At 71.9% G+C, this 23,539-nt stretch carries 20 protein-coding genes; 15 read left to right on the top strand and 5 right to left on the bottom strand.

Translation table 11 applies throughout. The features are described 5' to 3' along the window. The first annotated feature begins 174 nt into the window (after positions 1-174). Complete coding sequence (locus J2S44_RS19850) at positions 175-594, top strand: DUF3151 domain-containing protein (protein WP_310416068.1); 420 nt, start codon at positions 175-177, stop codon at positions 592-594. Between the two features lie 53 nt (positions 595-647). Here J2S44_RS19850 and J2S44_RS19855 read toward each other — a convergent pair whose 3' ends face one another. Further along, entirely contained in the window at positions 648-1,451 is an 804-nt protein-coding gene (locus tag J2S44_RS19855; RefSeq protein ID WP_310416071.1) for a MaoC family dehydratase, read from the bottom strand. Continuing rightward, complete coding sequence (locus tag J2S44_RS19860; RefSeq protein WP_310416074.1) at positions 1,451-2,887, bottom strand: 3-oxoacyl-ACP reductase; 1,437 nt, start codon at positions 2,885-2,887, stop codon at positions 1,451-1,453. The genes J2S44_RS19855 and J2S44_RS19860 overlap by 1 nt, the downstream gene beginning before the upstream one ends. A 39-nt stretch (positions 2,888-2,926) precedes the next feature. Between J2S44_RS19860 and J2S44_RS19865 the strand changes: the two genes are divergently transcribed. The 6 genes from J2S44_RS19865 to J2S44_RS19890 all read left to right on the top strand — a co-directional run bounded on the left by J2S44_RS19865 (position 2,927) and on the right by J2S44_RS19890 (position 11,787). Further along, complete coding sequence (locus J2S44_RS19865) at positions 2,927-4,213, top strand: acetyl-CoA C-acetyltransferase (protein ID WP_310416076.1); 1,287 nt, start codon at positions 2,927-2,929, stop codon at positions 4,211-4,213. Between the two features lie 187 nt (positions 4,214-4,400). Continuing rightward, a complete protein-coding gene (purB, locus tag J2S44_RS19870; protein ID WP_445343971.1) occupies positions 4,401-5,816 on the top strand; it encodes an adenylosuccinate lyase in 1,416 nt (471 codons plus the stop codon). A gap of 244 nt (positions 5,817-6,060) precedes the next feature. Further along, the gene (purS, locus tag J2S44_RS19875) at positions 6,061-6,309 is read left to right on the top strand and encodes a phosphoribosylformylglycinamidine synthase subunit PurS (protein WP_307248943.1); all 249 of its coding nucleotides are present in this window, start codon (positions 6,061-6,063) and stop codon (positions 6,307-6,309) included. Next, positions 6,306-7,001 carry a phosphoribosylformylglycinamidine synthase subunit PurQ gene (gene purQ, locus J2S44_RS19880; RefSeq protein WP_307248946.1) on the top strand — a complete coding sequence of 232 codons (696 nt, stop codon included), beginning with the start codon at positions 6,306-6,308 and terminating at the stop codon, positions 6,999-7,001. Before purS ends, purQ begins: the two co-directional genes overlap by 4 nt. Beyond that, positions 6,998-9,757, top strand: a complete 2,760-nt coding sequence (gene purL / locus J2S44_RS19885; protein ID WP_374727868.1) for a phosphoribosylformylglycinamidine synthase subunit PurL — start codon at positions 6,998-7,000, stop codon at positions 9,755-9,757. The genes purQ and purL overlap by 4 nt, the downstream gene beginning before the upstream one ends. A gap of 1,223 nt (positions 9,758-10,980) precedes the next feature. After that, positions 10,981-11,787, top strand: a complete 807-nt coding sequence (locus J2S44_RS19890; protein ID WP_374727869.1) for a 2-phosphosulfolactate phosphatase — start codon at positions 10,981-10,983, stop codon at positions 11,785-11,787. 132 nt (positions 11,788-11,919) lie between these two features. On the opposite strand, the gene J2S44_RS19895 is transcribed toward J2S44_RS19890, so the two are convergent. After that, positions 11,920-13,995, bottom strand: coding sequence for a peptidase associated/transthyretin-like domain-containing protein (locus J2S44_RS19895; protein ID WP_310416083.1), 2,076 nt, complete (start codon positions 13,993-13,995; stop codon positions 11,920-11,922). Positions 13,996-14,286: 291 nt separating this feature from the next. Here J2S44_RS19895 and J2S44_RS19900 point away from each other — a divergent pair, with 291 nt between their 5' ends. The 5 genes from J2S44_RS19900 (at position 14,287) to amcA (ending at position 19,272) form a co-directional block, all read left to right on the top strand. Then, positions 14,287-14,640, top strand: coding sequence for a sterol carrier family protein (locus J2S44_RS19900; RefSeq protein ID WP_374727870.1), 354 nt, complete (start codon positions 14,287-14,289; stop codon positions 14,638-14,640). Positions 14,641-14,769: 129 nt separating this feature from the next. Continuing rightward, positions 14,770-16,371 carry an amidophosphoribosyltransferase gene (gene purF, locus J2S44_RS19905; RefSeq protein WP_310416089.1) on the top strand — a complete coding sequence of 534 codons (1,602 nt, stop codon included), beginning with the start codon at positions 14,770-14,772 and terminating at the stop codon, positions 16,369-16,371. Positions 16,372-16,478: 107 nt separating this feature from the next. After that, positions 16,479-17,618 (top strand): phosphoribosylformylglycinamidine cyclo-ligase, encoded by a 1,140-nt coding sequence (gene purM / locus J2S44_RS19910; protein ID WP_310416092.1) that lies wholly within the window; start codon positions 16,479-16,481, stop codon positions 17,616-17,618. 342 nt (positions 17,619-17,960) lie between these two features. Continuing rightward, positions 17,961-19,067: a cyclophane-forming radical SAM peptide maturase AmcB gene (gene amcB, locus J2S44_RS19915; protein WP_310429785.1), complete on the top strand. Its 1,107-nt coding sequence runs from the start codon at positions 17,961-17,963 to the stop codon at positions 19,065-19,067. Continuing rightward, positions 19,033-19,272: a multiple cyclophane-containing RiPP AmcA gene (gene amcA, locus J2S44_RS19920; protein ID WP_310416095.1), complete on the top strand. Its 240-nt coding sequence runs from the start codon at positions 19,033-19,035 to the stop codon at positions 19,270-19,272. The genes amcB and amcA overlap by 35 nt, the downstream gene beginning before the upstream one ends. Before the next feature lie 200 nt (positions 19,273-19,472). Here the strand turns inward: amcA and J2S44_RS19925 are convergent, their stop codons facing one another. Next, the gene (locus J2S44_RS19925) at positions 19,473-19,697 is read right to left on the bottom strand and encodes a DUF3073 domain-containing protein (protein ID WP_306836176.1); all 225 of its coding nucleotides are present in this window, start codon (positions 19,695-19,697) and stop codon (positions 19,473-19,475) included. Positions 19,698-19,836: 139 nt separating this feature from the next. After that, positions 19,837-20,931, bottom strand: coding sequence for a Glu/Leu/Phe/Val family dehydrogenase (locus J2S44_RS19930; RefSeq protein WP_310416098.1), 1,095 nt, complete (start codon positions 20,929-20,931; stop codon positions 19,837-19,839). 163 nt (positions 20,932-21,094) lie between these two features. On the opposite strand from J2S44_RS19930, the gene J2S44_RS19935 reads away from it, so the two are divergent. From J2S44_RS19935 to J2S44_RS19945, 3 genes are all read left to right on the top strand, one after another. After that, on the top strand, positions 21,095-21,937 hold the full coding sequence (locus J2S44_RS19935) for a DUF8083 family protein (protein ID WP_310416100.1): 843 nt from the start codon (positions 21,095-21,097) through the stop codon (positions 21,935-21,937). Between the two features lie 379 nt (positions 21,938-22,316). Next, positions 22,317-22,526: a BldC family transcriptional regulator gene (locus J2S44_RS19940; protein WP_033343489.1), complete on the top strand. Its 210-nt coding sequence runs from the start codon at positions 22,317-22,319 to the stop codon at positions 22,524-22,526. 235 nt (positions 22,527-22,761) lie between these two features. Beyond that, the gene (locus tag J2S44_RS19945) at positions 22,762-23,502 is read left to right on the top strand and encodes a class I SAM-dependent methyltransferase (protein ID WP_310429787.1); all 741 of its coding nucleotides are present in this window, start codon (positions 22,762-22,764) and stop codon (positions 23,500-23,502) included. Positions 23,503-23,539: the final 37 nt, after the last annotated feature.

The following is a 23,539-nucleotide window of genomic DNA, read 5'->3' on the forward strand; positions in this document are numbered from 1 at the left end:
CTCTCGACTTCCGGGTCCTGGGGAGGCTCCGGACCTCTGTTTGTAGTCGACCGGACGTTCCGCGGACACCGGCCGAGCGCGTGGAGGTTCGCGCCGCTCGCGTGACGAAACACTCAGCCGTTCAGCCAGGCCCGGTGCGCCGGGCCGCCGTGCCGGTCGGGGTTAGATGGACGCATGCAGAATCTGATGCCACAGCCGCCGGCCACGCTGCTGCCCGGCGACGACGAGGCGGCGGCCGCGCTGGCCGCGGCCGACAACGACGAGGCCTACGCGCAGGTGGCGGCCCGCTTCCCGACGAACAGCGCGGCCTGGGCCGCGCTCGCCAAGCGGGCGATCGACAACGGCCAGACCGTCGCCGGGTACGCGTACGCGCGCACCGGGTACCACCGGGGCCTGGACGCGCTGCGCCGCAACGGCTGGAAGGGCCACGGCCCGGTGCCGTGGTCGCACGAGCCGAACCGTGGCTTCCTCGGCTGCCTGCACGAGCTCGCCCGGGCCGCCGACGCGATCGGCGAGTCGGACGAGGCGGCGCGCTGCGCCCAGTTCCTCCGTGACTGCGACCCGGTCGCGGCGGACGCGCTCGCCGGAGCCTGAGCCGTCACCTCCGCCGTCCCCCGTGCCGTCCCGCGGCGCGGGGGACGCCCCGATCAGCTGGATCGGGCGGCGACGGTGCCGGTCAGGAAGGGTTTGCCGGACCGGGGCGCGGTCACGGCGAAGGCGCGCAGGTCGGTGCCGAACGCGACGGTCGCGGAGAGCGGCACCGGACGGCGGAACTCGGTCGTGACCACGCCGGTCGCCGGCAGCCGGCCCGCCACGGCGGACAGGCACCGGGCGAGGGTCCACATGCCGTGCGCGATCGGGCCCGGGAAGCCGAACGCACGCGCGCCGAGCCACGACGTGTGGATCGGGTTGTGGTCGCCGGAGACGGCCGCGTACTCCGGGCCGATCGACGGCGTCAGCCGCCACCGGGCGGACGGGGCCGGCAGTTCCGGGCCGCCCGCGGGATGCTCGCCCCGGCCCGGGCCGCGGCGCAGGTAGGCGGCGCGGGAACGCCAGGCGGTCTCGCCGTCGACCGTCACCGTGGTCTCGACGTCGAACTGCCGGCCGCGCGGATGATCACGCAGGTCGACCGCGCGAACCGAGAGGTCGAGGCGGTCGTCCGCGGTCAGCGGCCGCAGCACCTCGATCCGGTTCGTCACGTGCAGCAGCCCGACCGCCGGGAACGGGAACGCGCGATCCGTCATCAGCTCCATGGCCAGGTCGAAGGCCAGCACATGGGGGTACGTCAGGGGAAGCGCGTCGTCCAGCCGGAAGCCGCAGACCCGGTCGTACCGTGCGAGGTGCGCGCGGTCCACGGCGACGCCGGAGCGCGTCAGCGTCCGGGACGGCAGCCGGTCCGGGCGGGAACCGAGCGGCAGCAGGCCGAGGGCGGCGCGCAGGTAGACCGACATCAGGCGCCGATCAGGCTCTGACCGCAGACCCGCACCACGTTGCCGGTCACGCCGGACGACCCGGGCGACGCGAACCAGGCGATCGTCTCGGCCACGTCGACCGGCAGGCCGCCCTGGCTGAGACTGTTCAGCCGGCGGCTCGCCTCGCGCAACGGGACCGGCATCCTCGCGGTCATCGGCGTCTCGATGAAGCCGGGCGCGACCGCGTTGACCGTCACGCCGCGCGCGGCCAGCGTCGGCGCCAGCACCTGCACCAGCCCGATCACGCCGGCCTTGGACGCGGCGTAGTTCGCCTGGCCGCGGTTGCCGGCGATGCCGTTCATCGAGGAGACCTGGATCAGCCGGCCGCCGGCCGGGAGCAGCTCCAGGATCGCGTCGTTGATCCGTTCCTGGCTGGACAGGTTCACGTCGATCACGGAGTCCCACTGCTCCGCGGTCATCCGGCCGAGCGTGCGGTCCCGGGTGATGCCCGCGTTGTGCACCACCACGTCGACCCGGCCGTGCCGGTCACGGAGGTAGCCGGCCAGCCGATCCGGCGCGTCCGCGGCCGTCACGTCGAGCTGCAGCGCCTCGCCGCGGATCTCGTTGGCCAGCGCGGCCAGCGGCTCACCGGCGGCCGGCACGTCCAGCGCGATCACCCGGGCGCCGTCCCGGGCCAGCACCCGGGCGATGGCCGCGCCGATGCCCCGCGCCGCGCCGGTGACCAGCGCGACCCGGCCGGCCAGCGGCCGCTCCCAGTCCACCGGCGACCCGTCCTGAGCGGCGGGCGCGTCCTGAGCGGCGGGCCTGTCTTGAGCAGCGGGCTCGGCTGGAGCGGCGGGCTCGGTCGGTGCGGCGGTCACCGCCGGTCCGATGCGGATGACCTGGCCGGAGACGTACGCGGAGCGGCCGGAGAGCAGGAAGCGCAGGGTGGACTCCAGCGGCGCGTCCGGTGCGGCGTAGACCAGCTGGGCGGTGCTGCCCCGGCCGAACTCCTTGCCGATGCTGCGCACCAGGCCCTCCAGCGCGCGCTGCGCGATCGCCTCGCGCGGGGCGGCGCAGTCCTCCGGCGCGGTGCCGAGCACGATCACCCGGCCGGACGGCAGCAGCGTGCGGGCGTGGGCGTGGAAGAAGTCGTAGAGCGTGCGCAGCCGGTCCGAGGAGGTGACGCCGGTGGCGTCGAAGATCAGTGCGGCGAGCCGGCCGGGCGTCTCGGACGCGCCGGCCTCCACCGCGGCCGCGACCGGGTCGCGCAGCACGACGCCGGCCTCGTCGAGGATCTTGCGGATCGCCGGGGCGAGCCGGCCGCCGGGTGCCGCGTCGACCAGCACCGGGCCGGTGACCAGCGGATCTCCGGGGGAGTAGCGGCGCAGCGTGGTCGGCGCCGGCAGGCCGAGGCGCTTGACGAGCGCCTTGCCCGCGGCGGAGTTGGCGAAGGTCGCGTACCGGTCCACCATAGGCGTAGCCTACCCATCAGTAAGTCGGGAGGGAGAGTCGTGCAGCAGAGCATCCGCCGGGTCGCGATCCTGGGTGGCAACCGCATTCCGTTCGCCCGGTCGAACGGGCGGTACGCGCAGGCATCCAACCAGGACATGCTGACCGCCGCGCTGGACGGGCTGGTCGCCCGGTTCGGCCTGGCCGGCGAGGTGCTCGGCGAGGTCGTCGCCGGTGCCGTGCTCAAGCACTCCCGCGACTTCAACCTGACCCGCGAGGTGGTGCTCGGCTCCCAGCTGGACCCGCGCACCCCGGCGTACGACGTGCAGCAGGCCTGCGGCACCGGGCTGGAGGCGGCGATCCTGGTCGCCAACAAGATCGCGCTCGGGCAGATCGAGGTCGGGGTGGCCGGTGGCGTGGACACCACGTCGGACGCGCCGCTCGCGCTGAACGAGGACTTCCGTCGCGCGCTGCTGGAGCTGAACACCGCGCGCACGCTCGGCGCCCGGCTCCGGGCCGCCACGAAGCTGCGCCCGGTGCAGCCGTTCAAGCCGGAGATGCCGCGCAACGCGGAACCGCGGACCGGACTGTCCATGGGCGAGCACGCGGCGCGCACCGCGGAGACCTGGGAGATCAGCCGGGAGGATCAGGACGAGCTCGCGCTGCGCTCGCATCAGAACCTGGCCGCGGCGTACGAGCGAGGGTTCTTCGACGATCTGGTCACGCCCTATCTGGGGCTGCACCGCGACCAGAACCTGCGGGCGGACACGTCGGCGGAGAAGCTGGCCCGGCTCAAGCCGGTCTTCGGCACCGCGGGCGCGCACCCGACGATGACCGCGGGCAACTCGTCGCCGCTGACCGACGGCGCGTCGACGGTGCTGCTCGCATCCGAGGAGTGGGCGGCAGCGCACAATCTTCCCGTTCTGGCCTATCTTGGCGACAGCCAGACCGCGGGCGTGGACTTCGTGCACGGCGACGAGGGACTGCTGATGGCGCCGGCCTACGCGGTGCCGCGGCTGCTCGCCCGCAACGGGCTCACGCTGCGGGACTTCGACTACTACGAGATCCACGAGGCGTTCGCGTCCCAGGTGCTCGCCACGCTGAAGGCCTGGGAGTCGCCGGAGTTCTGCAAGGAGCGGCTCGGCCTGGAGGCGCCGCTCGGCGCGATCGACCGGAGCCGGCTGAACGTGAACGGTTCGTCGCTGGCGGCCGGGCATCCGTTCGCGGCGACCGGTGGCCGGATCGTCGCCACGCTCGCCAAGCTGCTGAGCGCGCGCCCGGCGGGCCGCGGGCTGATCTCCATCTGCGCGGCCGGTGGGCTCGGCGTGGTCGCGATCGTCGAACGGTGAATTAGTTCACGGCCACGCGCGCCAACCGTTTCGGAACGAGTGCGCTCAGCACCGTACCGGCGAGGGATTTTGATCTTGAAATAGCGACCCATGGATCTTGTCGGACGGGCGGCCGGGCGGAGACGCAGGGCGAACGTGAGACACTTCGGCCGTGACTTCCCTCCCCGACACCCCCGAGCGCCCGCGCATCCCGAACGTTCTCGCCGGGCGGTACGCCTCGACCGAGCTGCTCGCGATCTGGTCACCGGAAGAGAAGATCCGCATGGAGCGGCGGCTCTGGGTCGCCGTGCTCCGCGCGCAGCGTGACCTCGGGATCGCGCTGCCCGAAGGCGTGATCGAGTCCTACGAGGCCGTGCTCGACCGGGTCAACCTGGAGTCGATCGCGGCCCGGGAGCGGATCACCCGGCACGACGTCAAGGCCCGGATCGAGGAGTTCAGCGCGCTCGCCGGGCACGAGCACGTGCACAAGGGCATGACCTCGCGCGACCTCACGGAGAACGTCGAGCAGCTGCAGATCCGCGCGTCGCTGGTGCTGATCCGCGATCGCGTGGTCGCGACGCTGGCCCGCCTGTCCCGGCTCGCGATCGAGCACTCCGACCTGGTGATGACCGGCCGGTCGCACAACGTGGCGGCGCAGGCCACCACGCTCGGCAAGCGGTTCGCGTCCGCGGCCGAGGAGCTGCTGATCGCGTACGAGCGGATCGACGACCTGATCCGCCGCTACCCGCTGCGCGGCATCAAGGGCCCGGTCGGCACCGCCGCGGACCAGCTCGACCTGTTCGACGGCGACGCGGACAAGGTGGCCGAGCTGGAGCGGCGGGTCGCCCGGCACCTCGGCTTCGAGCGCGTGCTGGACAGCGTCGGCCAGGTCTACCCGCGCTCGCTCGACTTCGACGTGGTCGCCGCGCTCGCCCAGGTCGCGGCCGCGCCGTCGTCGCTGGCCACCACGATCCGCCTGATGGTCGGCCAGGAGCTGGCCACCGAGGGCTTCAAGCCCGGTCAGGTCGGCTCGTCCGCGATGCCGCACAAGATGAACACCCGGTCCAGCGAGCGGGTCAACGGCTTCGCCGTGATCATCCGGGGTTACCTGTCGATGGTCGGCGAGCTGGCCGGTGACCAGTGGAACGAGGGCGACGTGTCCTGCTCCGTGGTGCGCCGCGTCGCGCTGCCGGACGCGTTCTTCGCGGCGGACGGGCTCTTCCAGACGTTCCTGACCGTGCTCGACGAGTTCGGCGCCTACCCCGCGGTGATCGGCCGGGAACTGGACCGGTTCCTGCCGTTCCTGGCGACGACCAAGGTCCTGGTCGCGGCGGTACGGCGTGGCGTCGGCCGGGAGACCGCGCACGAGGTGATCAAGGAGCACGCGGTCGCGGTCGCGCTGGCCATGCGCGAGAAGGGCGCGGCGGAGAACGACCTCTTCGACCGGCTCGCCACGGACGGCCGGCTGAACCTGTCGCGCGCCGAGATCGACGCGCTCGTGGCGGACCGGGCCGCGTTCGTCGGCGCCGCGCCGGCACAGGTGCACTCGGTCGCGGACCGGGTCGCGGACGTGGTCGCGGCACACCCGATCGCGGCCGGTTATTCGCCCGCGCCGATCCTGTGACCGCGGTCGCCGTACTCTGGTGATTTAACCGCTTATAAGTGTCTTTGACCGATTTAACGATTACCCGGGGAGTGACCTTCGTCGCTCCCCGGATAAGTGCTGGTGGCCGGGTCGGCCGGTGCTGGTTGCGCACCGGCCACCAGGTACTCTGAGGGCGCTCGCCCCTCCAGGCCGGTGCTGGTGGGCCGGATGGTCACCACCGGCCGCAGACAGCTAGGACAGCGCAAACAGTCAGGAGTGCCTCGTGGCTCGCGTCGTCGTCGACGTCATGCTCAAGCCGGAGATCCTCGATCCGCAAGGCCAGGCCGTCGCCAACGCACTGCCCCGGCTCGATGTCACCGACGTGACGTCGGTTCGCATCGGGCGGCGCATCGAGCTGGAGTTCTCCGGCGACGCCGATCTGGACCGGGTCCGGGAGATCGCCGACAAGCTGTTGGCCAACCCGGTCATCGAAGACTTCACCATCCACGCCGACGAGCAGGTGAAGGCCTGACCATGCGGATCGGTGTGGTCACCTTCCCGGGTTCGCTGGACGACGGCGACGCCGCGCGCGCCGTCCGGCTGGCCGGTGCCGAGGCCGTGCGCCTCTGGCACGCCGACCCGGACCTGCACGGCGTCGACGCGGTCGTTCTCCCCGGCGGCTTCTCCTACGGCGACTACCTGCGCTGCGGCGCGATCGCCCGGTTCTCTCCCGCGATGGAGTCGATCATCGACGCGGCCAACGGTGGCCTGCCGGTGCTCGGCATCTGCAACGGGTTCCAGATCCTCTGCGAGGCGCACCTGCTGCCCGGCGCGCTGACCCGCAACCAGCACCTGCACTTCCGCAACCGCGACCAGTGGCTGAAGGTCGAGTCGACCAGCACCGCCTGGACCGGCACGTTCACCGACGGCCAGGAGATCCTGATCCCGGTGAAGAACGGTGAGGGCTGCTACGTCGCCGACCAGCGCACGCTGGACGCGCTGGAGGCGGAGGGCCGGGTCGTCGCCCGATACATCCGCGGCAACCCCAACGGGTCGCAGCGCGACATCGCCGCCATCACCAACGAGCGCGGCAACGTCGTCGGCATCATGCCGCACCCGGAGCACGCCGTCGAGGCGCTGACCGGACCGTCCCTCGACGGTCTCGGCCTGTTCGCCTCCGTCCTCGCGCACCTCGCCGGCAAGTCCGCGGCGGTGCCGGCGTGACCCAGGAACTGATCTCACCGAAGGAGACCGCGGTGTCTGCGCCCGACACGGTCGACCGCGCCGGCTCCACCCCCGAGGAGCTGCAGCCGTTCGCGGAGCTCGGCCTGCTCGAGGACGAGTACCAGCGGATCCGTGACATCCTCGGCCGCCGGCCGACCCAGTCCGAGCTGGCGATGTACTCGATCATGTGGAGCGAGCACTGCTCCTACAAGTCGAGCAAGGTCCACCTGAAGCAGTTCAGCGAGAAGGCGCCGAAGAACGAGCGGCTGCTGGCCGGCATCGGTGAGAACGCCGGCGTCATCCAGATCTCCGACGAGCTCGCGGTGACCTTCAAGGTCGAGTCGCACAACCACCCGAGCTTCGTCGAGCCCTACCAGGGCGCCGCGACCGGAGTCGGCGGCATCGTCCGCGACATTCTCGCGATGGGCGCCCGCCCGATCGCGGTGATGGACCCGCTGCGCTTCGGCGACGCCGAGCACCCGGACACCCAGCGCGTCCTGCCGGGCGTCGTCGCGGGCGTCGGCGGTTACGGCAACTGCCTGGGCCTGCCCAACATCGGCGGCGAGGTCGTCTTCGACCCCTGCTACCAGGGCAACCCGCTGGTCAACGCGCTCAGCATCGGCGTGCTGCCGGTCGACCGCCTCCAGAAGAAGGAGGCGACCGGCGCCGGCAACATCGTCGTGCTGCTCGGCGCGAAGACCGGCCGGGACGGCATCGGCGGCGTCTCCGTGCTGGCCAGCGCGACCTTCGACGACGGCAGCGAGCAGCGCCGCCCGTCCGTCCAGGTCGGCGACCCGTTCATGGAGAAGCTCCTGATCGAGTCCTGCCTGGAGCTGTACGACGCCGGCCTGGTCGTCGGCATCCAGGACCTCGGCGGCGCGGGCCTCACCTGCGCGCTCACCGAGACCGCCGCCGCGGCCGAGGCCGGCATGCGGGTCTGGCTGGAGCGGGTGCCGCTGCGCGAGCCGTCCATGTCGCCGCACGAGATCCTGGCCAGCGAGTCCCAGGAGCGCATGCTCCTGATCGTGGCGCCGGAGAAGCTCGACGACGTGCTGAAGATCGCCGACAAGTGGGGCGTGCTCGCCACCGCGATCGGCGAGGTCACCGACGGCGGCCGCCTGGTCGTCACGTGGAACGACCACATGGTCGTCGACGTGCCGCCGGGTTCGCTGGTCGACGACGGACCGGTCTACCACCGCCCGATGCGTGAACCGTCCGACCTGATCCTGCTGCGCGCGGACCGGGCCGAGACGCTGCCCCGCCCGGTCGGCGGCGACGCGCTCCGGGAGACCGTGCTGCGCATGATCGCCTCGCCGAACCTGTGCGACAAGACCTGGGTCACCGAGCAGTACGACCGGTACGTGCTCGGCAACACGGTCCTCGCCCAGCCGGAGGACGCGGGCGTGCTCCGCATCGACGAGCAGACCGGCCTCGGCGTCGCGCTCTCCGTCGACGGCAACGGCCGCTACGCGCGCCTCGACCCGTACAACGGGGCGAAGCTGGCGCTGGCCGAGGCGTACCGGAACGTGGCCGTGGCCGGCGGCAAGCCGATCTCGGTCACCAACTGCCTCAACTTCGGCTCGCCCGAGGACCCGACCGTCATGTGGCAGTTCGCCGAGGCCGTGCGCGGCCTCGCGGACGGCTGCCAGGAGCTGGGCATCGCGGTCAGCGGCGGCAACGTCAGCTTCTACAACCAGACCGGTGCGGCCGCGATCCACCCGACGCCGGTGGTCGGCGTGCTCGGCCTCATCGACGACGTGGCCACCCGGGTGCCGATCGGCTTCACGCCGTCCGCGCACCCGGAGGGCGACCTGGTCTTCCTGCTCGGCGAGACGCGCAACGAGCTGTCCGGCTCCGAGTGGGCGTGGGTCACCCACGGCCACCTCGGTGGCGAGCCGCCGCGCGTCGACCTGGCCCGGGAGAAGGCGCTGGCCGAGGTGCTGGCCGAGGCCGCGCGCGTCGGTCACCTGACCGCGGCGCACGACCTCTCGGACGGCGGCCTGATCCAGACGCTGGTCGAGTCGTCGCTGCGACGTGGCGTGGGCGTCACGGTCGAGCTGCCGGACGAGTTCACCACCGGCTCGGCGCCGTTCGTCTACCTGTTCAGCGAGTCCGCCGGCCGCGCCGTGGTGGCCGTGCCGCGCGGGCACGAGACCGCGTTCACCGCGCTCTGCGACGAGCACGGGCTGCCCTGGACCGCGATCGGCACCACCGACGCCGCCAGCGACGCGGTCGAGGTGACCGGCCAGTTCCGCATCCCGCTGACCGAGCTGCGCGAGGCACACACCGGCACGCTCCCGCGCCTCTTCGGCCACGTCGAGATCCCCTCGGCCGACACCGCCTTCGCCGCTTCGGCTGCCGGTGCTTCCGTTGCCGGTGCTCCCGTTGCCGGTGCTTCGGTTGCCGGTTCTTCGGCTGCCGGTGCGGTGGCTCCGGGTTCCGCGGTTCCGGCCGCCGGCTCGGCGGTCCCGGCCTCGGCGTCCGAGGCGGTCTCCTCCGCCGCGTCGGAGGGTGCCGCCGCGGTGGCCGCCGCCGCTGCCGTGGTCGCCGCCGTGACCGAGGCGCAGGCCGCGCCGATCGGCACCGACCCGGCGCCCGACTCGGCCGCCGGCGCGGAGGAGGGCCTCCCGGCCGCCGCCGCGGACAGCACCCAGGCCGACCCGAGCGGCGCCGACGGCGTCGTCTCACCGGCCGACACCGCACAGACCGAGACGAACGCCGCCGACCAGCCCACCGCTGACGGCAGCACCGAGTAACGGTCACCCGAACGCACCACGGCAGAGCCCGCGCTGACCCGATCAGCGCGGGCTCTGCCCTTTCCGGCACACCACCGCTCCACCACCGGCCGATCTGCCACCTTCCGCATCGCGACCACCCACCGCCCGGCGGCCCGTCGTCTGTCGCCTGTCGCCCACGGGTCCGTCCCGCGGTCCGTCGCCTGTCACCCGCGGCCTGTTTGTGGCCCGCCGACCGTCGCCCGCGGCTCGCGGCTTGCGGCTCGCTGCCCGCTGCACGCCAGCTGCTGGCCGCTGCCCGCTGCCCGCCGGCTGCCAGCTGCCAGCTGCGGTTCGCCGCCTGCAGCTCGCCGCACGCCGGCTGCCGCACGCTGCTCGTTACCCGCTGCTCGCCGGTCGCTGCTCGCCGGTCGCTGCTCGCTGCTCGCCGGTCGTTGCTCGTTGCTCGTTGCTCGTTGCTCGCTGGTCGTTGCTCGTTGCTCGCTGGTCGTTGCTCGCTGGTCGCTGGTCGCTGGTCGCTGGTCGCTGGTCGCTGCTCGCTGGTCGCAGGCTGCCATCTGCGGCTCGCCGCACGCCGCACGCCAGCTGCCGTCTGCGGCTCGCCGCCTGCGGTTCGCCGCACGCCAGCTGCTGCCCGCGGCCCCGCCGCACGCCGTCAGTGGCTCGCCAACCGTGGCTCGCCGGCCCCCGCCCGATGTTCGTGGCCTGCCGTACGCAGCCTGCGGTCCGTGGCTCGCCGCCCGATGTTCGTGACCGGTCGCCCCGGCCCTGCCGGTTGCCGGTTGCCGCCTGGGGGCCTGCCGCCTGCCGGTTGTCGCCCACCGTCCGTGGCCCGCCGACAAGGGCATTCAGATCGGTGCGAATTCCACCCCAGCGTGCCGGCTCCCCCACTCCACCGCGGCGCGCGTGTCCGAGGCGCTCGGGTGCACCGGACCGGCCTCGGATCGCGCAAGAACCCCCGCTGCCGCCCTGACCACCCCACGCGGGGTGAAGTTACCGCGCTGCCCTGCGACGACCGGTGCCTGCGAAAGCGTGTGGGCGGCGACCACGCCGGAAGCGGGCGAGCGGAACAGCCGCCATACCGTCGACCCGCGTACCGGCAGAGGCGTCCGCGCGCGCGAAATAATCGACTTACCGGCCATCTCACCTCCGTGGCACGCGAGCGGCGAGCGGCGTCGGACACCTGTCGTTCCGGTGTGGGACGGCGGGCGGCATCATGGGTGCGTTCGAGAAGCGGCACCGCGGTGCCCACGACGGCGGCGAAGGCGAGCGGCACGGTGAGCGGCGAGGCGGATCCGGTGGACGCGGTCTACGCGCAGCCGGGCGCGGGTGTGCGGTTCGACTGGGGGCTGGCCGGCGCCAGCGAGCTGGGCCGTGTCTGCGCCGCGCTGGTCGTGGTCGACGTGCTGTCGTTCACCACCGCCGTGGACGTCGCGGTCGGGCGTGGCACGCGGGTGCACCCGTTCCCGTGGAGCGCGCAGGCCGAGGCGTACGCGTCCCGCGTCGGCGCGGTCGCGGCGGTCGGCCGGGCTGAGGTGAGCGTCGAGCGGCCGTGGTCGCTCTCCCCGGCCGCGCTGCGCCGGGCACCGGGCACGCCTGATCTGGTCCTGCCGTCGCCGAACGGTTCCGCGATCTGCGCCGCGGCCAGCGCCACCGGGCTGCCGGTCGTGGCCGGGTGTCTGCGCAACGCCCGCGCGGTCGCCCGCTGGCTGCTGCATCAGGGGTACGGCACGGCCCGCGCGCCGATCGGCGTGATCGCGGCCGGTGAGCGGTGGCCGGACGACACGCTGCGCCCGGGCGTCGAGGACCTGCTCGGCGCCGCCGCGATCCTGGACGGGCTGGCCGGCGCGCGCGGCGGTCTCTCGGTGGAGGCCGCGGTGGCGCTGGCCGCGTTGAACAGCGTGCCGGACGTGGCGGCCGCGATCCGGGGCAGCGTCTCCGGCCGGGAGTTGACCGCCCGCGGGTTCGCCGACGACGTGGCGATCGCACTGGAACGGGACGCCTCCACGGTCGTCCCGCTGTTGCGCGGTGGAATCTTCGGCCGGGCCTGAAACGGCGCCCGGACCCGAAACAGCGCCCGGACCAGACCAACAGCGCCCGGACCAAACAAACAGCGCCCGGCCCCGAAACGGTGACGGGGCCCGTGCCGTGTGGCACGAGCCCCGTCACCTGAGCCGGTCGGCTCAGTCGTCCATCCAGTCGATGCGCCGATCGCCGCGCGGCGGGTTGCCGCGGTTGTCCCGGTAGCCGCCCTGGTCGTAACCGCTGCGGTCGCCGCCCTGCTGGTCGTAACCGGCGCCCGGCTGCTGGTCGTAACCGCCGCCCGGCTGGGCCGGGTAGCCACCCTGACCGGCGCCGTAGCCGCCCTGCTGGTCGTAACCGGCCTGGTCGTAACCGCCGCGGTCGCCGTAGCCACCGGCGTAGTTGCCACCGGCGGCCCCGCCGGCACCGCCCTGGCCGCCGTAGCCGCCCTGACCGGTCCCGTCGGCGTAGCCGCCCTGGCCGCCGCCGTAGCCGCCACCCGCGGCCCCGTCGGCGTATCCACCGCCGCCGGCCCCGTCGGCGTACCCACCGCCGCCGTAGCCGCCCTGGCCGGTGCCGTAGCCGCCGCCCTGGGCCTGGCTGTTCTGCGTGCCGTAGTCGATCTCCTGGGCGCCGTAGCCGCCCTGGTCGGCACGCTGCCCGTACGGGCCCGCCGGGGTGGCGCCGTAGCCGCCGCCCTGACCGCCGTAGCCGTCCGCACCGCCGTTGTACCGGCCGGTGGGCTCGTCGTACTGGTCGTTGCCGTAGCCACCGCGGTCGGTGCCGTAACCGGCGCCGTCGTAACCGTCCCGGCCACCGGCGCCGTAGCCGCCGCCCGAGACCGAGGCGGAACCGGCACCGTAGCCGCTGCCGGAGACGGAGGCAGCCCCGGCGCCGTAGCCGCCGCCGGAGACCGAGGCGGAACCCGCGCCGCCGTAGCCGGCACCGCGGTCGTTGCCGTAGCCGCCGTCGTCGTAGCCGCCGGACTGCGCCGCACCGCCGTAGCCACCACCGGCGCCGCCGTAACCGGCACCCCGGTCGTCGCCGAAGCCGATGCGGGTGGCGTCGTTGCTGCCGCCGAAGTTGTCGTCGCTACCGGCCCACTTCGGGGCACCGGGCGCGCCGGGGGGCGGCGCACCGTACGGGTCGGGGAACTCCTCCATCGCCGCCCGCGGTGTGATCATGGTCGGCGCGTCGGAGATCGGCGTGGTGATCCGGGTGGCGTCGTCCATGCCACCCGCGCCCAGACCGGCGCCGCCGACGCGGGTCGCGTCGTCGCCGCGGAAGCCGCCCGCCGCCGCCCCGACGGGGGTGCGGCTCTTGGCCTCCTCCTCGGCCTCGGCCGCTTCCCGGTCCTGCTTGCGCCGGATCATCAGCAGCACGATGGTGCCGACACCGACCGCGACCAGCAGCGCGCCGATCAGCACCACGAACCACGGGATGCCCCCGTCGTCGTCGGACTGGTTCGCCGCGTTGTTCGTGTCCGGAACGTCCGTGACGTCGGTCACCGGCTCCTCGGATGCCTCCGACTCCTCCGCGGACGGGGTGGCGGAGGGCGTCGCGCTGGGGGTGGCGCTCGCCGAGGGCGTCGGGCTGGGGGAGGCGGTCGTGGAGACCATCTGCAGCGTCACGCCGTCGACCGTGGCGCCGTTGCCGCCGTTGATCGTCTGGACGCCGTTGCCCTTCCAGTCGCGCGCGCTCGCGACGATCTGGATCGCGCCGGGCGTGATCGGCCGGTCCGCCGAGCCGTTGAACGTGAACGTCCCCCGGCCGTTGGTGGCCGCGTCGTACCGGTGACCGCCGCTGTCCTGAATGACGACCGCGGCGCCGGAGACGCCCTCGCCGGTGGCGGCGTCGACCACGCGACCACTGATCTTACGGACGGTCTGGACCGCGTCCGGGCCCTTGACCGTCAGCGAGACCGTCTTCTCCTCGGTCTCCGGGTCGCCGATCACCGGGGTCCCGACCGCGGTGACCTTGACGCTGCCGGAGCGCGTCTGGCCGGCGGCGAGGTTGTCGCCGGTGAGCGTCACCTCGAAGGAGCCGGTGCCGGAGCACGGGCTGCACTTGACGCCGTCGAACACCCCGACCGTCACGGCGAGCGTGTCGGTCGGGTTGTCGGGCTTGACCGTCACGGAGAGTTTCGTGCTCTGTCCCGCGGCCAGGGCGCCCGATTGCAGGTTGATGGTCAGCTCGGGCGGATCGGCCTGAGCTGAGCTCGGAGTAACGAAGAGCACGGCACCGGTGACTGCCAGGACCGCCGCGCCGGCGCGGAGTACGCTGACGGCACGCGTGTGTAGTCCACGGCCCACCCGATAGGTCAAGCCGTGCTGACCAGCCAAATCGCGCCAGGGCTTTCGGTGTGCTGTCACGTCCACCGCCTTCCGGGATATCTGCTCCCGGCCTCGGACGTGCCGGGTTCACCCCGTGATTGAGTACACCGTGCGCCACTATGCCTTGTCCGGCACCCCCCGCGCGACCCAGGGGAGCCATCAAGTGATGAGGCTGCGAAGACGTATCGTCCCGACGTGTCTTCTCCGCACGATAAGTCCGCAGTAGTGGCGACAGTGCTGGCCTCGTTCGATGCCGGTGAGACCCCCGAGCGGGTAGCTCTCCGTGACGCCGTCCGTGCGCTCCTCGCCGGTCTCGCGGCCAAAGTTCCCGGCCGTTCGGTGGAGGTGCGGGTTCCTCCGTACGGCGCGATTCAGTGCGTCGAGGGGCCCCGGCACACCCGCGGCACACCGCCCAATGTGGTCGAGATGGACCCGGAGACATGGGTACGACTGGCCACCGGAAGCCTGTCCTGGGACGAGGCGATTACTCAGGGACGTCTGCGAATCAGCGGCAACCGTGCTGATATATCTAACTACATCCCTATCTAGTTGTCCGGTCAACCTGTTGTTGATCACGCCCTGGCAGCGAAAAGGTGGCTCTCCGTCATTCGCTTGACCTCGCGTACACTGTTCCGGGCGGACGGAACTTCCGCGCGAAGCACACGGATGGAGCGGCAGGTGCCCCGAGGCGACGGGCTGTTGAGCCACGAACTCGACCCCCAAAGGCCCGGCCCGCAAGATGCTTGCGGCGTGTTCGGAGTGTGGGCTCCGGGCGAAGAGGTGGCAAAGCTCACCTATTTCGGGATCTACGCACTTCAGCACCGAGGCCAGGAGGCCGCCGGCATCGCCGTGAGTGACGGCTCCGGTGTCGTGGTCTACAAGGACGTCGGCCTGGTCTCCCAGGTCTTCGACGAGCCCACGCTGGCGAGTCTGCGCGGCCACCTCGCGGTCGGCCACGCGCGCTACTCGACCACCGGCGGCAACAACTGGGAGAACGCGCAGCCCACGATCAAGGCGACCACGTCGGGCACCACGATCGCGCTGGCGCACAACGGCAACCTGGTCAACACGGCCGAGTTGGCCCGCGAGGTCGCCGAGCGCGGCCTCGACGGCGGCTCGGACGGCTCGACCACGGACACGTCGCTGGTCACCACGCTGCTCGCGTCGTACCCCGATCTGTCGGTGGAGCAGGCCGCGCTGCAGGTGCTGCCGCGGGTGCGCGGCGCGTTCAGCTTCGTCTTCATGGACGAGAACACGCTGTACGCGGCTCGCGACGCCGCCGGGGTGCGCCCGCTCGTGCTCGGCCGCCTGGAGCGCGGCTGGGTGGTCGCGAGCGAGACCGCGGCGCTGGACATCTGCGGTGCCAGCGTGGTCCGCGAGGTCGAGCCCGGCGAGCTGATCGCGATCGACGAGGACGGCCTGCGCTCGGTGCGCTTCGCCACGCCGGACCCGAAGGGCTGCCTCTTCGAGTACGTGTACCTCGCCCGCCCGGACACCACGATCAACGGGCGGAACATCTACTCGGCCCGCGTCCAGATCGGCCGTGAGCTGGCCAAGGAGGCCCCGGTCGAGGCCGACCTGGTCATTCCGGTGCCGGAGTCCGGCACCCCGGCCGCGATCGGCTACGCAGAGGCCTCCGGCATCACCTACGGTCAGGGCCTGCTCAAGAACGCCTACGTCGGCCGGACCTTCATCCAGCCCTCGCAGACCATCCGGCAGCTGGGCATCCGGCTCAAGCTGAACCCGCTCCGGGAGAACGTGCGCGGCAAGCGGATCGTCGTGGTCGACGACTCGATCGTCCGCGGCAACACCCAGCGGGCCATCGTGCGCATGCTGCGCGAGTCCGGCGCGCTCGAGGTCCACGTGCGGATCTCGTCGCCGCCGGTGCGCTGGCCCTGCTTCTACGGCATCGACTTCGCCACCCGCGCGGAGCTGATCGCCAACGGACTGGACACGGAGGGCATCCGGCGCGCGATCGGCGCGGATTCCCTGGGCTACATCTCGCTGGCGGGCCTGATCTCCGCCACCGAGCAGCCGAAGACCCGGCTCTGCCGGGCCTGCTTCGACGGGGAGTACCCGATTGCGCTGCCGGCCGATGACATGATCGGCAAGCACGTGCTGGAGGGCGTCGGCCGCCGGGTGTCCGTCGGCATGCCGTCCGTGCCCGCACAGGTCGCGGAGGGTGGGGCCCCCGGCCCGAGCCCCGACCACGAGCTGGAGAACGACGAGGCGGACCTGGTCGCCTCGCCCGGTGGCGGGGACAAGCCGCATCATTCTTAGGCCCGTGTACGCCGCGATCCACGAGAACCGTGGCGTCGCGGCCGTACGGCCAGACAAGCGCGCAGAGCGGCACGCCCGGGCTGACGCGAGAGCACAAGGGGAGAAACGTGACGCACGTGACCGAGCGAGCCAACGACGCGGCGGACGGTGACCGGCAGCCGTGGCAGGCCGGGGCCGGCCGGAACAGGGGAAAGCGCACGGTCACGTACGCGGACGCCGGCGTCTCCATCCACGCCGGTGAACGCGCCGTCGAGCTGCTGAAGAACAAGGTGCGCCGCGCGTCCCGTCCCGAGGTCATGGGCGACCTGGGCGGCTTCGCGGGCCTGTTCCGGCTGGACGCCAAGAAGTACAAGAACCCGATCCTCGCCTCGTCCACCGACGGCGTGGGCACCAAGCTGGTCATCGCCCAGCAGCTGAACATCCACGACACGGTCGGCATCGACCTGGTCGCCATGGTCGTCGACGACCTGGTGGCCTGCGGCGCCGAGCCGCTGTTCCTGCTCGACTACATCGCCTGCGGCGAGGTCGAGCCGGAGAAGGTCGCGGAGATCGGCGCCGGCATCGCGGACGGCTGCCGTTACGCGGGCTGTGCGCTGCTCGGCGGCGAGACGGCCGAGCACCCCGGCGTGCTCCGCCCCGACGAGTACGACCTGTCCGCCACCGGCGTCGGCGTGGTCGACGAGGAGGACATCCTCGGCCGCGACCGCGTCGAGGTCGGCGACGTCGTGATCGCGATGCGCTCCTCCGGCCTGCACTCCAACGGCTACTCGCTGGTCCGTCACGTGCTGCTCGGCGCCGGCCGGATGCGCCTGGAGACGGTCGTCGAGGAGTTCGGCCGCCAGCGCACGCTCGGCGAGGAGCTGCTCACCCCCACCAAGATCTACGCCAAGGACTGCCTGGGCATGATCGCCGAGTGCGAGGTGCGCGCGCTCGCGCACGTCACCGGCGGTGGCATCCCCGGCAACCTGGTTCGCGTGCTGCCGGACCACGTGGACGCGGTGGTCAACCGCTCCACCTGGAAGCCGCAGTCCATCTTCGAGCTGGTCCAGGCCAAGGGCCGGATCGAGGACCCGGAGATGGAGTCGACGTTCAACATGGGCGTCGGCATGTTCGCCATCGTCTCCGCCGCCGACGCCGACCGCGCCCTGGCCTTCCTGGCCGGCCGTGGCGTCGACGCCTGGCACGCCGGCGAGATCATCGAGGGCACCGGTACGGTCCAGATGATCGGCCAGCACACCCGCGGCTGATCGGTTCCGACGGCTTCGTCCCAGGCCGGAAGCAGAAGATCAAAATCTTGATCTTCCCGCTTCCGGCCTGGTGTCGTTGGGCGAGCTCCCGCGGGCACCGGTCGGCCGCGGGCGGCCTCCCTGCACGATGGGTGATTGGTCACCAAAGATCCGCTGGCGCAACCGCACCGGACGACGGCGCGTCATATCCGGGAAAGGGCTGGCACGGCGTGCTTCGGCGGTCCCCCGGGTACATGATGGGTCTTCACCCGGCTGGACGTCGCCGCCTAGCCTGAAAAGGCAGAACCCGCAGTTCACCTGAGCGCGCGGGCCGGCGGAGGAGGTGCGGTGGCCGATTCGGGGATGCGCGGGATCGCCACCGTCCCGGCATATGTGGTGATGCAGCCGACGACCCTCTGCAACCTCGACTGCACCTACTGCTACCTGCCGTTCCGCGCGGTCGACAAGCGCATGCCGGTCGCGGTCGCGGAGGCGGTGGCCGAGCCGGTCAACCGCTGGGCCCGCGACACCCGGTTCTCCGTCGTGTGGCACGGCGGTGAGCCGCTCGCGGCCGGGCGGGACGCGCTGGCCGCGCTGATGGCGCCGTTCGGTCCCGAGGTCGAGCACCATGTGCAGACGAACGCGACGTTGATCGACGACGCCTGGTGCGAGTTCTTCACGGCGCACGACATGCGGGTCAGCGTGAGCGTGGACGGCCCGCGCGAGCGTAACGGCGAGCGGGTCACCCGGGGCGGCCGTCCCGCGTACGACCGGATCGCCCGTGGTGTCGAGACGCTGCGCCGGCACGGCATCGGTTTCTCCGCGCTGTGCGTGGTCGGCGAGCCGCACGCCGGGCTCGCCACCGAGCTGTACGACTACTTCCTCACGCTCGGCTGCGACGTGCTCGGCATCAACATCGAGGAGCAGGAGGGCGTGAACGAGCGGGGCAACGCCTTCTCCGCCGAGGCCGTCACCGCGTTCTGGGCGGAGCTGGTCGCGGCCTGGCGCCGGGACCCGCGCATCCACCTGCGGGAGGTCGAGCTGTCGTTGCGGTACGCGGCCGCGGTGCTGGACGGCACCACCGGTGCGCTGCTGCCGCGCCGGCTGGACCCGATCCCTACCATCGCGCACGACGGCTCGGTCGTGCTGCTCTCGCCGGAGCTGGCGGGTTTCTCCGATCCGCGGTACGGCGACTTCGCCAGCGGCAACGTGCTCGAGCGCGGGCTCGACCACATCCTGGCGGACGCGACGTCGACGCCCTGGATCGGCGAGTTTCTCGCGGGCGTGGAGGCGTGCCGGAACCGTTGCCCGTACTTCGAGTTCTGCGGTGGCGCGCACGCGGCCAACCGATACTTCGAGCACGGGCGTTTCGACGGTACGGAGACGAACCACTGCCGCAACAGCAAGATCCGCTTACTGGAGGGAGTGCTGCACCATGCCCGAGATCACCAACGCTCGGCAGCCGGATGACGCCGCCGAGTCGGGGAACGACTCGGTGGCCGAGCGGGTGCGGAACGCAGGTGCCGGACTGACCGCATTGCTCGAAGAGGCCGCGGAGGCGCGCTCACGCCGCGCGGAGACAGCCGGCGGCGACGGGTCCAGCGCGGTCTGCGCCTGGAACCACTTCGAGAACATCCCGACCTTCTACAACTGGAACAATCGCCCTCCCCGTTGACCGAGCACGCGAGACCGGCGGATCGTCGCAGTGACACTGCGACGATCCGCCGGTCTTCGGCGTATGCACACCTTGATAATGACGTCGAATGCTGCTGGCCATGCGCAGGCAGCACCGCGGCGAGGGGGTGTGGTCACATCCTCAGGCGATGCGGACATGCGTGAGCACGCGGGGGGCCGCGTGCTCAGATTGCCCAGCAGTCAGGAGCGACGCCGCGGCGACGACCACGAATCCGTGTCGTCGTCTACGGTGTCGTCCTCGTCGTCATCGTCGAGGCGTTCATTGTGCTCGTCGTCGAAGTCGTGTTCCGACCTCGAACCGCCGGTAAGCTCCCGCTGCAAGGCGGCGAGGTCGGTGTTCGGGGAGTGATACTTCAACTCCCGCGCCACCTTCGTCTGCTTGGCCTTGGCTCGGCCGCGCCCCATGGCTCGACCCCCTCGCACAGAATTCGGGGCAGCCCGAAGGCGGGCCCCGATGACGTCAGGCATCTCTCGTGGCTCTTACGGTACATGGGCGAGGCGACGTTCGGCACCTCGGGTAGCGCACGTTGCCCCTCGCGCGTCGCTAAAAGGCCCGGCGCGGCAGCAGAATCCCCCGAAGCCGCCCGACTTCGGCCATTCTGCGCTCGGCCAGCCGGTCCGCGGCTACCGCCGGCGGCACGCCGTCCGACTCCGCGAGCTGGAGGATCTTCTTCGTGGTGTCGTAGATCTTGCTCGCCCGGAGCTTCGCGCGCTCGAAGTTGAAGCCCTCGATCTCGTCGGCGACCTGGATCACGCCGCCTGCGTTCACCAGGTAGTCGGGCGCGTACAGGATGCCGCGCTCCGCCAGCAGCTTCTCCACGCCCGGGTGGGCCAGCTGGTTGTTCGCGGCGCCGACCACCACCTTCGCGCGCAGCCGCGGCACCGAGTCGTCGTTCAGCGCGCCGCCCAGCGCACACGGCGCGTAGACGTCGATGTCGGAGGTGATCAGCGCCTCCGTGTCGTCGACCAGGTCGATCTGCGGGTACGTGGACCGCGCCCAGGCCAGGGAGGCCTCGCTGACGTCCGTGGCGACCACCGACGCGCCGTCCTCGATCAGGTGCCCCACCAGGTACTTGCCGACCTTGCCCAGCCCGGCCACGCCGATCCGCCGCCCGGACAGCGACGGGCTGCCCCAGAGGTGCTCGGCCGCGGCCCGCATGCCCTGGAAGACGCCCCACGCGGTGAGGATCGACGAGTCACCGGCACCGCCGTGCTCGACGCTGCGTCCGGTCACGTACCGCGTCTCGCGCGCGATCACGTCCATGTCCGGCACGTAGGTGCCGACGTCGCACGCCGTGTAGTAGCGGCCGCCCAGCGACTCGATGAACCGGCCGTACGCGCGCAGCAACGCCTCGCTCTTCAGCTGCTCCGGGTCGCCCCAGATGACGGCCTTGCCACCGCCGAGGTCCAGGCCCGCGAGCGCGTTCTTGTAGGCCATCGCCCGTGAGAGGTTGAGCACATCCTCGACCGCGGACTCCTCGTCCGGATAGGGGAAGAAGCGGGTGCCGCCGAGCGCGGGACCCAGTGCGGTCGAGTAGATGCCGATGACGGCCTTGAGCCCGGACTGCCTGTCCTGGCAGAAGACGACCTGCTCGTGACCGGTCAGCCCCTGGTCGTCGTCATTGGCGAAGAAGGACATGTCTGCTCCTCTGGCGTTGTGCGGACCCTTGTGGGGCGTGTGTGCGGGCGGATTGTCGTCGCCCACACAGAACCCTAGGACTTCGGCGTTGGACTGGGCGATAAGTACCGTGATCGGAGATGCTGTGGGCGAGCCCTTCACCGCGGCGTGGAAGGATCGGGCCGTGTCGTCACTGTTCGCGTCGTACCTGCGGGTCTACGAGCCCTTGACCGCCTTCGACCGGGAACGCCAGCTGTTCTGGCGGCGGTACGCGCGGGAGGGCCGGGCGATCGCGACCGGCGACGGCCCCGGGCGGCAGCGCACCGCGGTGCTCTCCGCGCTCGGTGCCGGCTGGACCCGGCTGCCCGACCTGCCGGACGAGGCGTACGTGCTGGAGGACGACGACACCATCCTGGTCTGCCCGTGGAACCTCAAGCTGCGGGTCGCCGAGGCCGCGCTCTCCGCCCGGGACGGCGTGCCGTCCGTGCTCGCCGACGCGTTCGTGCCGCCGATCCTGGCCGGTCAGGCGAAGGCCGTGGTGGACGACGCGCGCACCGGCGCCCGGGTGCTGGAGGAGGGCGTGCCGCGCGTGCACGAGCAGGCCTCCACCTGGGGCGTACCGCTGCGCTGGTTCGTGTTCGTGGACCAGTCCGAGCGGGAGCTGGTGACCGGGCCGGGCAACCGCCGGAGCCTGCGCTTCCGCACCGAGATCTCGAAGGCCCGCCGCCGTGCCCACCGGGGCGTCTCGGTGCTGCGCAAGAGTGTCGGGGACGCGCCGATCACCGAGGCGGTCGAGGAGGGCGCGCGCTGGCTGGAGGAGTTCCACCCGCGTTCGGTGGTGGAGCTCGACTACGCCGGCCTGGTGGATCTGCTGCCGGACGACGAGCTGGAGGCCGACGACTCGCCGGCGCTCGTCGCGAAGGGCCTCGCCGGGCTCGCGAACGGCGACGCGGAGGGTGCGACCGAGGCGTACGAGAAGCTCGTCGCCCGGTGGCGCGCGGTCCAGTTGCTGGAGCGATGTAACTGAGCGCGATCGACCCGACGGCCGCGGGGCGTGACGACTCGTCTACCCGCGGTCGTTGTCACGTAGTGGCAGTCCTCTATCGGTCACCGGCTGCGCGATTTGTCATGCAAATGGCGCACATTGCGGGTCGAATCGGACCGTGGACGCGCTCCCATGATGGGCTAGGCTCGTACTTGGCTGGATACGAAGCGTGACTAAGCGTCCAAATAAGTAGGTTTCTGGCGTAGAAAATCGCAATAAATCGGTCATGGCTCATCCGTCCATCCAGGGACGTTAGTCCGTTCGGCCCATGTCGGACATCGGGGACTAGCCGGACCATGAAAGACGCGTCGGCCGGCGGGACCCCGGCCGATGTCTTTAGGTACCTGTGGAGGAGTGACCGATGGCATCGCGTACGCACGAACCAGAGCCGCTACTCACGCCGGCCGAGGTCGCGTCGATGTTCCGTGTCGACCCGAAGACCGTGACCCGGTGGGCGAAGGCGGGCAAGCTCAGCGCAATACGCACGCTGGGCGGCCACCGTCGCTACCGTGAGTCTGAGGTTCGCGCCCTGCTGCAGGGGCAGATCCCCACGCAGCGCCAGGGTGACTGACGGACCGCTCTTCATGACCCGCCGGTAGTGCCAGGGCGGAGGGAATCGCGGTCATTCCGTGTGCTCCTCCGCCTTCGCTCTGTCTGTGGGCCGTGTTCGACCTTATATACGCGGCCGGGTGACGGACGGCTCAACGCGCGGCGGACGGAAACGGTGTCCGCCATCTGACAGGCTGCCGGATGTGGACAACGAACACATCGTGCCCCGGCCACGCGTCGGTGACGTCTTCGGCGAGATGCTCCGGGACGCCTACGCGATCCGTACCGGCGTCGGCCGCCGTCCGTTGGCCGGCGGCCGGGTGCCGCGCCCGGTCATCGAGATCATCGAACGCGAGGACGGCCTGATCAACGGCGCGCCCGCGGACCAGTACCTGGCCGAACCGGCCGAGTGGCAGCCGCACGACCACCGCGCGATCGCCCTTGCCCGGGGCCGGGTGCTGGACATCGGCACCGGCGGCGGCCGGATCGCGCTGGCGCTGCAGGAGTCCGGCGTGGACGTGACCGGGCTGGACGTCTCACCCGGCGCGATCGCGGTGTGCCGCCGGCGGGGCGTGCGCGACACCGTCCTGGCCACGGTCGACGAGCACGCGCGGGACGGGCGCCGCTACGACACGTTCCTCATGCTCGGCAACAACCTCGGGCTGCTGGAGGGACACCACCGCGCCGCCGGCTTCCTGGCCGCGCTGGCCGAGATGGCCGCACCCGGCGCCCGGCTGATCGCGCACGGCACCGACCCGTACGGCACCACGGACCCGGTGCACGTCGGCTATCACGAGCTCAACCGGTCGCGGGGGCGGCTCGGCGGGCAGCTGCGGTTGCGGCTGCGCTACCGGGAGATCACCACGGACTGGTTCGACTACCTGGTCTGTTCCGTGGAGGAGCTGCGTGGACTCGTCGAGGGGACACGGTGGCGGCTCACCGATGTGGACGATGCCGACCGGCCCTATTACCTCGCCACGCTGACCCTGGACGGCTGAACGCCGGTCGGTCACTCGGACGATCCGTGAGAAGAAG

The organism is Catenuloplanes niger (assembly GCF_031458255.1).
GTDB classification, from domain to species: domain Bacteria; phylum Actinomycetota; class Actinomycetes; order Mycobacteriales; family Micromonosporaceae; genus Catenuloplanes; species Catenuloplanes niger.

Excerpts from the sequence above, each read along its gene's own strand:
- J2S44_RS19850 (WP_310416068.1), top strand. The coding sequence starts at position 175 with ATGCAGAATCTGATGCCACAGCCGCCGGCCACGCTGCTGCCCGGCGAC.
- J2S44_RS19855 (WP_310416071.1), bottom strand. The coding sequence starts at position 1,451 with ATGTCGGTCTACCTGCGCGCCGCCCTCGGCCTGCTGCCGCTCGGTTCC.
- J2S44_RS19860 (WP_310416074.1), bottom strand. The coding sequence starts at position 2,887 with ATGGTGGACCGGTACGCGACCTTCGCCAACTCCGCCGCGGGCAAGGCG.
- amcB (WP_310429785.1), top strand. The coding sequence starts at position 17,961 with ATGCGCGGGATCGCCACCGTCCCGGCATATGTGGTGATGCAGCCGACG.
- amcA (WP_310416095.1), top strand. The coding sequence starts at position 19,033 with ATGCCCGAGATCACCAACGCTCGGCAGCCGGATGACGCCGCCGAGTCG.
- J2S44_RS19925 (WP_306836176.1), bottom strand. The coding sequence starts at position 19,697 with ATGGGGCGCGGCCGAGCCAAGGCCAAGCAGACGAAGGTGGCGCGGGAG.
- J2S44_RS19930 (WP_310416098.1), bottom strand. The coding sequence starts at position 20,931 with ATGTCCTTCTTCGCCAATGACGACGACCAGGGGCTGACCGGTCACGAG.
- J2S44_RS19940 (WP_033343489.1), top strand. The coding sequence starts at position 22,317 with ATGGCATCGCGTACGCACGAACCAGAGCCGCTACTCACGCCGGCCGAG.
- J2S44_RS19945 (WP_310429787.1), top strand. The coding sequence starts at position 22,762 with ATGCTCCGGGACGCCTACGCGATCCGTACCGGCGTCGGCCGCCGTCCG.